Genomic DNA, 13,469 nt, shown 5'->3' with positions numbered 1-13,469 from the left:
ATGGCCCATGACAGAAATCGACCGGCACCGGCGCGCCCGCTGGTCGGCCCACGGTCTTGATCGGACACATCAACTTAGAGCCTTTCGGTTTCTGAAGAAACAGAAGCAGGCTTTATGGTTTGGATTTGAACGCGTGTTTTCACGCGAAACGGTGTCCACGTTGCTCGAAACGCTATAATCTGCGTTCCCGTTCAATGAAACGCTGCGCGAGATGATCCGGACGCCCCCCTTCGACTGGTTGACCATCCATTGGCCCGGCGTTGCACCCGAGAACGCCGCAAACTGGATCGCGGTGCTGCCCCTGGCCGCAACCGAGCAGCACGGGCCACATCTGCCGCTTACGACCGACGTGCTGATCGCAGACGCCTATATTGCAAAGGTCCGCGAATTGCTGCCACAGGATACACCCGCGACCTTTCTGCCAGTGCAGCCCGTCGGCATTTCCACTGAGCACATGGATTTTCCGGGCACCCAGACGCTGACCGGCGAGGCAGCGCTCAGGGCCTGGACCACGCTCGGCGAGGAGGCGGCGCGGCGCGGAATCAGAAAGATCGTGATGGTGTCCAGTCATGGCGGCAACAGCGCCGCGATGACGATGGTGGCGCAGGACTTGCGCGCGCGACATCGTATGCTCGCGGTCACCACCGCATGGTCACGCTTCGGCGTACCGGATGGCCTGTTTGATGCGGAGGAGTTGCGCCACGGCATTCACGGTGGCGCGGTCGAAACCTCGATCATGCTGGCGCGCTATCCCGCCGAGGTCCGTCGCGACAGCATCGCCGACTTCCGCCCCGCGAGCATCGCGATTGAGAAGACCTATCGCTGGCTCGGCACGCAGCGGCCCGCGCCGTTTGCCTGGCAGACGCAGGACCTTCACCCGAGTGGCGCGGTGGGTGATGCGACGCAGGCCTCCGCGAAGAAAGGCGAGCGGCTGCTCGAACATGGCGCACGCGCTTTCTGCGAATTGCTGGCCGACATGGCGAGGTTCGATCCGGCACAGCTCAAAGCTGGCCCGCGCGATCCGACGTGACTTGCTCACGCCTATAATAACCTCGGCCTTCACGTCATCGCAGTGCCTCCTAGAGGGCTGGGTCGCACCGGTGTCATCAGGAGATGGGATGTATCGCCATGCTTTGTTGATGTTTGCTATTGCAAATTAGTTGCAATAATGACCAGGAATAATTTTAACTGGACCTGGTCCGCAGACGGATCGAAGGCAGAATGGCGGTATCAAATTGGTCGCGGATCGGCCATCGCCTTGCCACCCGAGGAGACCTGTGGCGCATTACGGTCGAAATGGGGCGCGGTCGAATGGGGCGACAATGACCACCACGGTGCCTTACCGGTCTGAGCAAACGGTCCAATGAATGCAGTCCGGCCGGTCCTGCTACGGCTTATGCTGGCCGGCGTGGTGCTGGGCACGCTGACCGGCACGGCCGGTGCCGCCGATGTCGGTGTATCCCGCCAACCGGCCAAGGCCATGGCCCAGCCGCTTGTCGACTGGACCGGTCTCTATTTTGGCGCCCATGCCGGTTTCGGCGGCGGCCGATCGGCCGCGACAATCTCGGACCCCGCACGGGTCACTGGCCGCAACGATTTCGGAGGGCTGATCGGCGGCGTTCAGGGCGGCTACAATCTCTGGCTCCCCTCGGGACTACTGCTCGGCACCGAAGCCGACATCTCATTTCCGAGCTACATCGAATCAAATTCGATTGTCTCAAAGCTCGCGACAGCGCGCTCCGACGTCACGCACCAGTGGGACTTCATCGGATCGGCACGCGGCCGGATCGGCTACGCCACGGGTCCGTGGCTTGCCTATACCACCGGCGGCTTTGCCTTTGCCGGTGAGCGTTATCTGAACGATCTGCCGTCGGGCGATCGGGAGAAAACCCTGGGCGCCCGCTATGGCTGGACCGCTGGCGCGGGGCTTGAATACGCTTTCGCGCCGCACTGGAGCGCAAGGCTTGAATATCTTTACTACCGATTCGACGGAACAAGCGTTCAGTTTCCGTCGGCTGCGCAATACACCGCGACCATGGATTTTCAGTCGATCCGCGTCGGCCTAAACCGCAAGCTCGATCTAAACCCGGCCAGCGCCAACCTTTCGGCGGCCTCACTCACCGATCCCGAATCGGATCGCTGGGAAATTCACGGCCAGACCACCTACCTCGGCCAAGGTTATCCATCTTTCGCCGCGCCCTACAGCGGCAGCAACAGCCTGACGCCTGCCTCCCAATATAAGGCGACCTGGAGCAACAGCCTGTTTCTGAACGCGCGGCTATGGGACGGCGGCGAAGTCTATTATAACCCCGAGCTGCTTCAGGGTTTTGGCTTCAACGACACTGTTGGCATAGCGGGTTTTACAAACGGCGAGGCGCAAAGGTCCAACTTTCCTTATCCGCACTACAACACCACTCGGCTGTTCGCACGCCAGACCTTCGGCCTCGGTGGCGAGCAGGAAGAGCTGGACAACGGACCAACCCAATTGTCGGACAAGGCCGATATCTCGCGGCTGACGCTGCAAGCCGGCAAGTTCGCTGTTCTCGACGTGTTCGACGGCAACGACTTCGCCAAGGACACCCGCAAGGACTTCATGAACTGGGCGCTGTGGGCGCCGGGCGCCTTCGACTACTCCGCAGACAAGGTTGGCCTGAGCTACGGCGCCACCGCCGAACTCAATCAGAAACAATGGGCGCTCCGCGGCGGCTATTTTCTGATGGTTTCTGAATCGAACTCCAACAGCTTCGATTCAAACCTGTTTCAGCGCGGCGAGTATCTGCTGGAACTGGAGACGCGCTATTCGCTGCTGGGCCAGCCGGGCAAGCTCCGCGCCATCGGCTGGCTCAACAGCGCCTATATGGGCAGCTATCGTGACACGCTGAACAACCCCGCGTTCAATCTCAATATCGCGCTGACTCGTACCGGGCGTATCAAGTACGGGTACGTCTTCAGCGTCGAGCAGGTCGTCACTGACGACGTCGGGCTATTCGGACGCTGGAGCTGGAATGACGGCAAGACCGAGATCATGGCGTTCACCGACATCGACGCCAGCCTCTCGCTGGGAACCTCGATCAAGGGCACACGATGGGGCCGGCCGGACGACGTGATCGGCATCGGCGGCGCGATCAACGGTCTGTCACGGGATCATCGCGACTTCCTCGCAGCCGGCGGCCTTGGCATTCTCATCGGCGACGGCCAGCTCAATTACAGCCGCGAGCGCATATTGGAAACGTACTATGCCTATGCGCTGAACAAATGGTTCACGCTGACCGCCGACTATCAGCTTGTTACGAACCCCGCCTACAACGCCGACCGCGGCCCCGTGCATGTATTCTCCGGGCGGCTGCACGGCGAGTTTTGAAAATAGTTTCTTTCGGGAGCTATCGGGTTTTTCACCTTACGACCCTTGCTTCGCTCCCTCCGCGAGGCGGGTTTCCGGCATGAGGGCCCAGACCACAAGCAAGCCCAATAACGCGACAGCGGCCAATTGCAGAAACGCGATGCCATGTCCGAAATGATCGCTCACGTAGCCGCCAACCATGTTGCTGAGCGACGCGCCTATTCCGGTGGCCGTGCCGATGATGCCCTGCGCAAGGTTGAAGTGACCTGAACCGAAGGCAACATCGGCGACAATGAGGGGAATCATGACGCCGAAAACCGCAGCCGTGATGCCATCCAGCACCTGCACAGCGACCAGCAGCGACGGATCGTGGATCGTCGCAAACAACGTTCCGCGAGCGGCCAGCGCGGCGAAGGCAATCATGAGTAGCGGGCGGCGTCCCCATACCTGCGCCTTGCGGCCGACGGAAGGTGATATCAGAGCGACGATCGCTTGCGGAACGATGATGCAGAGCGCAATCAGCATCGGCGCACCCTGACTCGAGCGTGCGGTCACGATACCCGCCGTCAGGGGCAGCATGGCCGCATTGGCAAACTGAAGCAGGAAAACCACGCAGGCAAAAACGACCAGCGGCCGCTGATGCAGAAGATGCACGATGCTGGTCGCATCGGGATCCGGCTTCGCGCGCGCAATGGCACCATGGGCCTGTTCCGGATCGATCTCCCGATCGCGGATTCGCGCCAGCGAAAGCAGCGTCGCGATCACAAACACGAAACTCACCACGAACACGGCGCGGCTCGATAGCAGGTATCCGACGACACCCATCACCCCCGCAGCCACGCCATTGCCAAGCGATGCGTAGCGCGCGTTGCGTCCGAGTCTCTCGCCGATCGCTTCCGGTCCCACAAGTCCGAGGCTGATGGCGGCTATCGCAGGTCCAAGCACGCAACTCGCCGCGGCATGCAGGATCGCCGCTAGCGCGATCACCGGAAAGATCGGCCACGCCGCGTAGGCGAGCGCGCTGAGACCGATCGTGGCGACAGCAAGCCCTGCGACCAGACGCTCCGAGCGGGCCGCATCGATGACGGCACCACCCGGCATCTGACCGATCAGCCCGATGATCCCGCCGATCGACAGGATCAGTCCGATCTCGGATTGCGTCCACTTCTGCGTGGTGAGATAGACCGCGACGAAGGGACCGAATCCGGTCTGCACGTCTGCAAGGAAGAAGATGAACCAGTCGAGGCCGCGCTGGCTTTGCGACGAGGGATGATGGCCCCGCGCGCTTGCCACCGGCGACGGACTCACGTCCTCTGCGCCCGCCCGCTGCGGGCGCGCACTATCCGGATCGGCCGATCGACGGGCCCGTCGCGCAAAACAGATCGGATATCCTCCTGATCAAGGACCGATATTGAGGGGCTGCAGCGTTCCCGACGCGCCCAGCACCACAACCGAGGCGCCTTCCTTGTATTCCGGCGCCGCCCTCACCTGATCCTGCGTCAGTTCGAGGCTAATGCTGTCGCTCTTGCCCTTAACCCCGCCAAAGTGGAGCGCGTTCCAGTCGACCACGATCTTCCGGCTGCCGACCCCGAGGAAGCCGCCAAAATCGATTACGGCGGCGCGAACCACGCCTGCCCGATCCACGATCACCTCGACGATCCGCCCCATGTTCTGACCGCCCGTGCTCCGCACGTCGCGTCCCAGCACGCCATGGGCATCGGCGGGACTGATCACGGTGATCGATGGCGGCGCTGTTGTCTCGCCCGAGGGTTTTGCAGCGGCCGGCGGGTTGGCGGGGGCGGGATTCGCCGGCGGCGAACCGGTGTCGTCGGCCATCGCATTTGGGACAGCGCAGATCAGGGCGGCGGCCATCAAAACAACGACGCTCGTCGAGACATTTCGAGACATGAATCCTCGCTGTCAAAACCCGCGATGCTTGCGTACGCGGTCAATTCCTTGCGACCGCCCGTCCTAGCGCGTCATCACGATCGACACCTGAATGTGGCCTCGCGTCCGCAATACTTCGAGCGACACGTCCTCATCATGACGGCGCAGACGCAGATCGACACTGGATTCGCCGAGATGCAGCCCACGCAGGATCACCTCGTTTAGGAATGCGGGAAGCCGCGGGTTGCGCAGCCTTATCTCGTTCCTTGCAGCATCGAACTCCAGACCCAGCGCGGCTTCCAGCAGCGTGAAAGGCGTGGCGCTCGCCCATGCCTGCGGCAAACAGGCGACGGGATAGAGCGTAGGCCCACGCCGCGGCTCACGCCGGAAGCCGCAAAACAGTTCCGGCAGCCGCCGCAAATCCATATAGGAAGCCGCATCAAACAGGCCCTTGAAAACGTGCTCAACCGAGTGCTTGAGACCATAACGCGCGAGCCCGAGCGCTATCAGCGCGTTGTCGTGCGGCCAGATCGAGCCATTGTGATAGGACATCGGATTGTAACGCGCTTCCCCGATAGAAACGGTACGAATTCCCCATCCGGTGAAAAACGCCGGCCGCATCAGATCGGCGGCGACCATCCGCGCCCGGTCTTCCTGGACGATACCGGTGAACAGCAATTGTCCGGCGTTCGACGTCCGCACTTTGCAGGGGCGTTTCTTCCCATCGAGCGCCAGCGCGTAGGTGCGCAAATCCGGCAACCAGAATGCCTCCTCGAACCGGGCCGCCAAACGATCGGCCGCGCGCTCCAGTTCACGGGCGCGGTCGGTGAGACCGAGAGCACGCGCGCATCGCGCCGCCGATCGCTTGGCGGCGAAGACATAACCCTGCACCTCCGCCAGTGCGATATTGCCCTCAGCAAGCGTGCCGTCGGCATGAAAGATCGCGTCGAATGAATCCTTCCAGCCCTGATTGGCGAGCCCCTGTTCGGACGCGCACCGGTACTCAACGAATCCGTCGCCATCCGGATCGCCGGGGCCGTCAATCCAGCCCAGCGCAGCCTCGATCGCCGGCCACAACTCATCCAGGATGGATTCGTCGCCCGTGCGTTCGACGTAAAGCCCCGCCAACAGCACGAACAGCGGCGTCGAATCGACACTGCCGTAGTATCGCTCGAACGGTACCTCACGCAACGCGGCCATTTCTCCGCCGCGCATTTCGTGAAGAATCTTTCCCGGCTCCGCGTCCGCGAGGGGATCGACGGCCTGTGCCTGAAACGCCGCGAGCCTTCTGAGAACGCCGCGTGCGATGCCGGGGTCAATCCACAACATCTGCAACGCCGTTATCAGTCCGTCCCGCCCAAACGTCGTCGAGTACCAGGGGATCCCGGCATAGGGATAGCGGCCGTGCGGCGTCTGCGTCATCAGGATATTCAGATCGGCCATCGACTGGCACAGCACCTCGTTGAAGATGTTGTTCGAGGTTTCGATATTTGTCGCACCCGACCATGCGCGTCGCATTTCACGGCGATGCGCCAGCAATCCCCGAAAGAACGGACCGGGCACCTCCGTCGCCGGCGTGTTGCAGGACACGGTAAGGAATATGGCGGTGGACTGCTGCGGCGGCAGATCGAGGTGATAGATCGCACTATTGACGGCAAGGCGCGTCGGCCGCGGGTCGAAGTGCAGGCGCGAGGTCCGAACGATATCATCGAGACCGACGTAGGACAGAACGACGGTGGCGGGACCGGACAGTTCGCCACTGCCGACGCCGCGGCGCGCACGTCGTTCGCCGCGCACCTCGAACAGATCAGCGAAATCGTTGTCGAACAGCAGGGAGAGATCGAAGCTCGCGGTCTGCTCGCCATGGTTCTGAATGCCGATCCTCTGATACGCGATCCCGCGCCAGAGAAAGATCGTGCGCACGATATGTATCGTATCCTTGCGGAATACGAGCCGGTCGCCGTCGTAGATATCCGGATTGGTCAGATCGACCGTCAGGCCGGAATTATCGTTGCGCAGATTGGAGCCAAGCAGCAGCGGCTGCATGTCGTTGAGAACCAGCTCCAGCCGGGCAAGATAGCGCGTGTCGGTATTGAAAAGCCCGTCGGGCCCCCCCGCGGAAGCTCCGATATCGCCGTGGCTATCCAGCACAACGAACGTATCATCGTGCTTCAACGTGCGGCGCGGACGGGCGGAGGGCCCGGTCATCGGAATATAGAACGGCGATTCCACCGCTAGAATATCGGACAACGGCGTGATCGTGATCTGAGCCGCGCGTTTTGTTGCCATCACCTGCCCCTTGCCGAATTCCTGATCGTGCGGCGCCGGCCAGCGCCCGGCGCTTGACAACGATCAGGACTTTAAGCCGCGTGAACAGAGAGGCGGCTCATCTCCTTGGCGACGAGATTCCGATAGTGTCCGTCTTTGCGCATCAGACAAGCAGGTTGGCCGTCTTCGATGATCTTGCCGTTCTTGAGCACGACCACGCGATCGAAATTGCGCAAGGTCGAAAGCCGGTGCGCGATCGCGATCACTGTGCGGCCTCGCATCAAATGGCCGAGCGCCTCGCGGATCGCCTCTTCGGATTCACTGTCCAACGCCGAGGTCGCCTCGTCAAGCAGCAAGATCGGCGCATCCTTGAGGAACGCGCGCGCGATGGCGATGCGCTGACGCTGGCCGCCAGACAGTTTTACGCCGCGATCGCCGACCATAGTCGCCAGCCCTTCGGGTAGGGTTTCGACGAAATCGCAACGCGCCGCGATGGCCGCGCGCAGCACTTCGTCGTCGGTTGCGGTCGGACGGCCGTAGCGGATGTTCTCCAGAATGGATCTGTGAAACAGCGAAATATCCTGCGGCACCACAGATATGGCTGCGCGCAGGCTCTGCTGCGTAACTCGCGAGATATCCTGATCGTCGATCGTTACGCTTCCGCGCTCCGGATCGTAGAACCGCTGCAACAGGACGAACAGCGTCGACTTGCCGCCGCCGGATTCTCCAACCAATCCGACGCGTTGCCCTGGCTGAATCCTAAGATTGAACCGCCTGAAAACGGATGGACTACCGGGGTAACGAAACGAAACGTTGTTGAACCCGATAGCTGCGCCGCTTTTCTGCAACGGCTCCGCTTCCGGGTGATCGGTCAATTCGTGCGGGATCAGCAGCGTCGCGACCGCTTCAGACAGGCGCGCGATATGCTGGGTGATATCCACGAGGGCGACCGCCAAATCGCGGGTCGCATGCAGAATCGACAGGCCGAGCGTGCAGACAAGAACGACATCGCCGGTGGTGGCACCGCCGCGCTGCCACAGCGTGATGGCCCAGGCCAGCAGCGAAATGGTCAGCACAACGGTGATGGCGGCGTGGGTGACCCTGAGTTTCTCGAGATAGCGAAGACTTCGTCCGCGCGCGCTCAGCTCGCGGCCAACGGTCGCATCGAAACGATCATGCTCGTGATCAATCCCGCAAAAAGCCCTGACCAGCGGCATGTTGTTGACGACATCGACCATCTCGCCATCAACCGCCGCGGCCTTGTTGGCGAAATCGTCATGCAAGGGTTTGCCCGCCGCCGCCATTTTGAACATCGCGACGACCATGATGCCCGCCATGATCATCAGCCCGCCGGCCATCGGCAGACTGACGGTTCCAATCAGCGCAATCGCGGCGATGGTCGCGATGCAGGGCGGCAACACATTCCAGGCGAGCATATTTTCGACGGTAAACACGGCGTTCGAGGTCGCTGTGATCCGGCTTGTTAGCATCCCTGGCATCCGATTGGCGAAGTAACTCGGCGCATGACCCGTCAGGTGCTTGAAGATATCGCGGCGCAAGTCGCCGGTGACGCCAACAAAAGTGAAACTCGCGACCCAACTCGCCACGCGCCAGAGAAAATTGTCGGCGGCGATCAGCGACACAAGAAAGATAAACGCCAGCCATACCGCCCCGCTATGCGCTGGCCCGTGCGCCAGCGCATCGACCAGCGATTTGACGCCGTATTGCGTCCCCACTGAACACACCACCGCAGCCACGACGCACAAAAGGATCCCAATGTGCGACGCTGACCGCCGGCGGCAATAACCCATCACGAATGCAAAGGGCCGACTGGCGTATCCCGAGAAATCGTCCATGCATTCCTACCGAGCTGCGTTGAAAGTTCACCAGAGGTCGTCTGCTCGGGATCCTGTTCGACAATGCCGCACAAGACCCTCAGAAAAGCCGTCAATGCGCAGAAACTTCGTTGCAAAGCCTGCATAGGCTGTTTGCAAGGCAGTGATGGCATCACCAAGACGACAATGTGGAAGAAGTTGCGCAGAAGATAGGAACCTCTCAAATCCGAGAACGTTCCTGAATCCCGATAAACCCCGATGCCTCCGCCCGCTGACCGGAAGTGACATGAACAAATCACAGGAGACTGCTAGATGCGCATCGCGCAGGTTGCCCCGCTAACGGAAGCCGTTCCCCCGAAATTATATGGCGGCACCGAACGTGTGGTGCACTGGTTGACGGAGGAACTTGTCGCGTTGGGCCACGACGTAACTCTTTTCGCCAGCGGCGATTCTCTCACCTCGGCTCGTCTGGATGCGACCTGGCCGAGAGCCTTGCGGCTGGATGGTGCCGTGCGCGATCCGAACGCCCTGCATATGGTGATGCTCGAACGGGTCCGCCGGAAATGCGACGATGGAGAGTTCGACTTTCTCCACTTTCACCTCGACTACTATCCCTTCTCCCTGTTTTCGAGGCAACCGACGCCCTTTCTCACGACGCTGCATGGCCGCCTCGATCTTCCAGAGCTCCAGCCTGTATTCAACGAGTTTTCATCAATTCCTTTGATTTCAATCTCCAACGCACAACGCCGCCCGGCGCCCCAGGCCCGCTGGCTCCGTACTGTTTACCACGGTCTTCCGGAGAAACTGCTGACACCCCGCCCCGGCCAACCGAGCTATCTTGCCGTGCTCGGCCGCATCGCTCCGGAGAAAGGCGTAGACCGTGCAATCAGGATCGCGATTCGATGCGGCATCCCGCTCAAGATCGCCGCAAAGGTCGATCGCGCGGACCAGGATTATTACGATGAATGCATCCGACCGATGATGGATCATCCGCTGGTGGAATTTATTGGCGAGATCAGCGACCATGAAAAGCCGGACTTCCTCAGCGGCGCCATCGGGCTGCTGGTGCCGATTGCCTGGCCTGAACCTTTCGGTCTGGTTATGATCGAGGCGATGGCGTGCGGTACGCCCGTTATTGCCTACAATCGCGGCTCCGTCGCCGAAATCATTTCGGACGGGCGAACGGGCTTTATTGTCGAGGACGAGATCAGCGCGGTTGCCGCCGTCCACGGCCTGGCAACGCTCGATCGCGCGGCCATCCGGGCGGAGTTCGAGGCACGCTTTACGGCGCGGCGTATGGCGCTGGATTATCTGGACGCCTATCGCAGCCTGATCGAGGCTACGACGCCGAGGATCAAGCTGGTCAGCAACGCTAATTGAGACCCTTGCGACGTGACTGATGGCATGGCGGTACATAGCGATCACCGCGCCATCGCTCAGGATTCATTTGGCGGTCTGAACCGGCGGTTTAGCAGGCAGATGAGCACGAACGGCCTGAGCATCGTTCGTGCTCATCTTCGCGAGAGAACCGAAGAGAGCGTTTTTGAGGTCCTGCACGCCGGTTGAAATTCTCGACCAGTTGCAGGCCGACAAAATATCGTCCCCACAATGAGGAGCCGCCTTCGGGCGCGGGCGCGGAAGCACGGCGAGGCGCTTTACAGGCGTTTTCGGCGCCGGCGCCAGCCTGATATTGACCGGGTCTGCTTTGTCGCTAGCCACGGGCGTGGCATTGGCCTGCTCGGCCTGTTGCCGCTTCTGGAAAAACGCCGCCGCGATGATGCTGCGCCGCTGATCCTTGAGAAAAGCAGCATATTGCTCATCGATGTGCCTTTGCTCTTCCGTCGTCGGGTTCGGCCCCGCAATGTCGAAATGCCGGTTCTGCATGAAGTCGTAATAAGTGTAGCCTCCGCCGGGCTTCCGCCGGCCGGCGAATCGGGCCTCGCATGCCGTGAGCCGTCTGCCCTTTTCCTCGGACGAGGTCGCATTCTTTTCGGCGCCCGCCGCGCAATCCTCGAAGTCAACCGGCGCGCGCGACCACCACCCCGCATGGGCATCGACGGAGACCAGCGCCATGGCGGAGACAATTGCAAAACCGGCCAAAAGTCTTCTCGCGCCAGCCACCGCCAACAACCTCATCCATCGCTTTCCCGATCGAACGATTCTCGGGAAAAATCGCTGTCTTGTCAGCCCGGATTGAGGTTTATCCCGCTTTTGATTTTCGGTGGCCGTGGGAAAGCGACAGTTCCAAGGGTCGACGGCTTTCCGCTTCTAGGCTAAAGGAGGCTCCCTCATGCCGCAAAATACACGCAGGCGAGTGTCCGACCGACGCCGCCGAATCAGACCAGCGCCAGTTTGCGGTCGATGACAAGCAGAACCCGGTCAAGTTCGTGACCGCGCCGCAGAACAAGACCACTTGCTGAGATCACACTATAGGCGCCTTGTTTGCGCGCCAGCCGCGGATCTTTCTCGATACGATAAATCGGAACCTCAGAGGCACGGCGGAAGACCGAGAACACTGCGCGGTCCTTGAAGAAGTCAATGGCATAATCGCACCAATCGCCGTCGGCGACCATCCGTCCATATAGATTGAGGATTCGATTGAGTTCGAGACGGTTGAACGTCACTCTGATTGGAACGGGAACAACGGCGGGGGCGCGTTCCGTCGGGCGGCTTTCCCCTGGATCGAAATCGTCCGGCAGCGAACTCATCGGCACCTCCTGTCAAGGTTGATGACATCCTCGTCCCGGATGCGACTTGCCGCAAGAGGTCTCACCTCTTGTCTCGCAAGTGGCGCAGGATAGCTGGTTCCTGACGCAAGCGAATCAGAACACCCGCTATGACGGCCGCTAAACAAGAACGTTAGCCAAAATCATAATACAGCCCAAATTCCGTCAAGCAACCGCCCCGCTGAGCTGCGAAAAAACATGCTCTGCGATGGCCCGATTCTTTTGGGACCGGATCCTCAGCCCCCAGCCCCCCGGGATCATCAGGATCGGGCCTAATCGCAGAACTTGAGTTCCGACGATTGCGGACTGGCCAAAGCCGGTCCTTTTTCTTTTCAGAGCATCCCCGACTAGGAGGCGTGACGCGTTTATCACGCGGAGCCGGGACTCGGAAAATCAATGCAGCAAGGTGTAAGCCGCACCTAGCATCGCACCAGGCTTTTCGCGATTGCCGTCCTGAACATAGACGACCGCGGCATCGACGCCATTATGGGCGATATTCTCCATCGGCACCGCCCAGGTACCGGCCTCGCCCGTCCAGTCACCGACCTTGAGCCAGCTCCGAACGACGTTGTGGTAGATCACTTCGCGGCCGCTATTTTCTCCGCGCCCGATCGCAATCGGAACCGCCTTCGAAATCGCGCATATCCAGATTTCGCCGTGATCGGAGGGATGGTTGCCGTTGGCGGATGCGACCGACACATTGAGCTGACTACCCGACACCGACATTGAAACCGGCACCGACATTACATCCTGGTTTTTCCGCGTATCGCGGACCGACCTTTCGATGGCTTCGCGATCGCTGCCGATCACATGGGCCGATCCATTGACAATCACCTGCGGCGTGTAGACATCGCGGTCGCCGCGCATCTGCGAATAGGCCTTCTGGCGCGCCGTGAAGCGATTGTCTGCCAGCGTATCCTTCCAGCCGAGATAATCCCAGTAATCGATCGGCATACTCAGTGCTACGATCGAAGGATCCTTGGAAAGATCGCCAAGAATCTCGTCGGCGGCCGGGCATGAGGAGCAGCCCTGCGACGTGAACAGTTCGACCACGGCGCGCGGCTCCGCCAAAGCGGGACGACTGATCGCGACAAGCGCACAAACGCCGAGCGCTCCGGACAGTCGCGACAAAACACCACGAGACATCATCAACCACCGAGACAGCGGCACGAAATGTGCCGGCGGCATGAAGGAAAAGCACGCCTCCACATGCGAGAAGCCGGCATTTTGATAGGCTGCCCCTGGCTTGCCCGCCACTCAATTCGCGGTGAAGGCATCATGCATGAGTGCACCGATTTGACATCGTCGCCCCGGCGATCACGATTTCCGGATGCGAAGGTCAAATGTAAATTGTTTCCATTCCAGTTCACATCGCTGCAGATCCTCTTGATTCCAACGCATCGCTTGAACGCG

Annotated in this window: 10 protein-coding genes; 3 read left to right on the top strand and 7 right to left on the bottom strand. The window is 60.8% G+C overall.

Going from position 1 to position 13,469, the window contains the following annotated elements; all coding sequences use genetic code 11:
- Positions 1-211 precede the first annotated feature (211 nt).
- Positions 212-1,030: a creatininase family protein gene (locus GGQ85_RS05440; protein WP_079445383.1), complete on the top strand. Its 819-nt coding sequence runs from the start codon at positions 212-214 to the stop codon at positions 1,028-1,030.
- A gap of 333 nt (positions 1,031-1,363) precedes the next feature.
- Positions 1,364-3,361, top strand: coding sequence for a carbohydrate porin (locus GGQ85_RS05435; RefSeq protein ID WP_309773705.1), 1,998 nt, complete (start codon positions 1,364-1,366; stop codon positions 3,359-3,361).
- 36 nt (positions 3,362-3,397) lie between these two features.
- Here the strand turns inward: GGQ85_RS05435 and GGQ85_RS05430 are convergent, their stop codons facing one another.
- The 4 genes from GGQ85_RS05430 to GGQ85_RS05415 form a co-directional block, all read right to left on the bottom strand.
- Entirely contained in the window at positions 3,398-4,648 is a 1,251-nt protein-coding gene (locus tag GGQ85_RS05430) for an MFS transporter (RefSeq protein WP_309773704.1), read from the bottom strand.
- Positions 4,649-4,738: 90 nt separating this feature from the next.
- Positions 4,739-5,248, bottom strand: a complete 510-nt coding sequence (locus tag GGQ85_RS05425) for a PRC-barrel domain-containing protein (protein ID WP_309773703.1) — start codon at positions 5,246-5,248, stop codon at positions 4,739-4,741.
- A 63-nt stretch (positions 5,249-5,311) separates the two neighbouring features.
- A complete protein-coding gene (locus tag GGQ85_RS05420) occupies positions 5,312-7,516 on the bottom strand; it encodes an amylo-alpha-1,6-glucosidase (RefSeq protein WP_079445407.1) in 2,205 nt (734 codons plus the stop codon).
- Positions 7,517-7,587: 71 nt separating this feature from the next.
- Entirely contained in the window at positions 7,588-9,351 is a 1,764-nt protein-coding gene (locus tag GGQ85_RS05415; protein WP_079445379.1) for an ABC transporter ATP-binding protein, read from the bottom strand.
- 291 nt (positions 9,352-9,642) lie between these two features.
- Between GGQ85_RS05415 and GGQ85_RS05410 the strand changes: the two genes are divergently transcribed.
- Positions 9,643-10,710 (top strand): glycosyltransferase family 4 protein, encoded by a 1,068-nt coding sequence (locus tag GGQ85_RS05410; RefSeq protein WP_079445378.1) that lies wholly within the window; start codon positions 9,643-9,645, stop codon positions 10,708-10,710.
- 63 nt (positions 10,711-10,773) lie between these two features.
- On the opposite strand, the gene GGQ85_RS05405 is transcribed toward GGQ85_RS05410, so the two are convergent.
- The 3 genes from GGQ85_RS05405 to GGQ85_RS05395 all read right to left on the bottom strand — a co-directional run bounded on the left by GGQ85_RS05405 (position 10,774) and on the right by GGQ85_RS05395 (position 13,205).
- Entirely contained in the window at positions 10,774-11,466 is a 693-nt protein-coding gene (locus GGQ85_RS05405; RefSeq protein ID WP_309773702.1) for a hypothetical protein, read from the bottom strand.
- A gap of 200 nt (positions 11,467-11,666) precedes the next feature.
- Positions 11,667-12,038, bottom strand: a complete 372-nt coding sequence (locus tag GGQ85_RS05400; protein ID WP_079445377.1) for a DUF2794 domain-containing protein — start codon at positions 12,036-12,038, stop codon at positions 11,667-11,669.
- Between the two features lie 411 nt (positions 12,039-12,449).
- The gene (locus GGQ85_RS05395; protein WP_309773763.1) at positions 12,450-13,205 is read right to left on the bottom strand and encodes a DUF1223 domain-containing protein; all 756 of its coding nucleotides are present in this window, start codon (positions 13,203-13,205) and stop codon (positions 12,450-12,452) included.
- Positions 13,206-13,469 lie beyond the last annotated feature (264 nt).

The sequence above is a fragment of the Nitrobacter vulgaris genome (assembly GCF_031453995.1).
GTDB lineage: Bacteria > Pseudomonadota > Alphaproteobacteria > Rhizobiales > Xanthobacteraceae > Nitrobacter > Nitrobacter vulgaris.
This window is presented reverse-complemented; position numbering and strand designations above follow the sequence as displayed.

What these genes read in the sequence shown, in the direction of transcription:
- GGQ85_RS05415 (WP_079445379.1), bottom strand. Translation starts at nt 9,351, where the DNA reads ATGGACGATTTCTCGGGATACGCCAGTCGGCCCTTTGCATTCGTGATG.
- GGQ85_RS05425 (WP_309773703.1), bottom strand. Translation starts at nt 5,248, where the DNA reads ATGTCTCGAAATGTCTCGACGAGCGTCGTTGTTTTGATGGCCGCCGCC.
- GGQ85_RS05435 (WP_309773705.1), top strand. Translation starts at nt 1,364, where the DNA reads ATGAATGCAGTCCGGCCGGTCCTGCTACGGCTTATGCTGGCCGGCGTG.
- GGQ85_RS05410 (WP_079445378.1), top strand. Translation starts at nt 9,643, where the DNA reads ATGCGCATCGCGCAGGTTGCCCCGCTAACGGAAGCCGTTCCCCCGAAA.
- GGQ85_RS05440 (WP_079445383.1), top strand. Translation starts at nt 212, where the DNA reads ATGATCCGGACGCCCCCCTTCGACTGGTTGACCATCCATTGGCCCGGC.
- GGQ85_RS05420 (WP_079445407.1), bottom strand. Translation starts at nt 7,516, where the DNA reads ATGGCAACAAAACGCGCGGCTCAGATCACGATCACGCCGTTGTCCGAT.
- GGQ85_RS05395 (WP_309773763.1), bottom strand. Translation starts at nt 13,205, where the DNA reads ATGATGTCTCGTGGTGTTTTGTCGCGACTGTCCGGAGCGCTCGGCGTT.
- GGQ85_RS05405 (WP_309773702.1), bottom strand. Translation starts at nt 11,466, where the DNA reads ATGAGGTTGTTGGCGGTGGCTGGCGCGAGAAGACTTTTGGCCGGTTTT.
- GGQ85_RS05400 (WP_079445377.1), bottom strand. Translation starts at nt 12,038, where the DNA reads ATGAGTTCGCTGCCGGACGATTTCGATCCAGGGGAAAGCCGCCCGACG.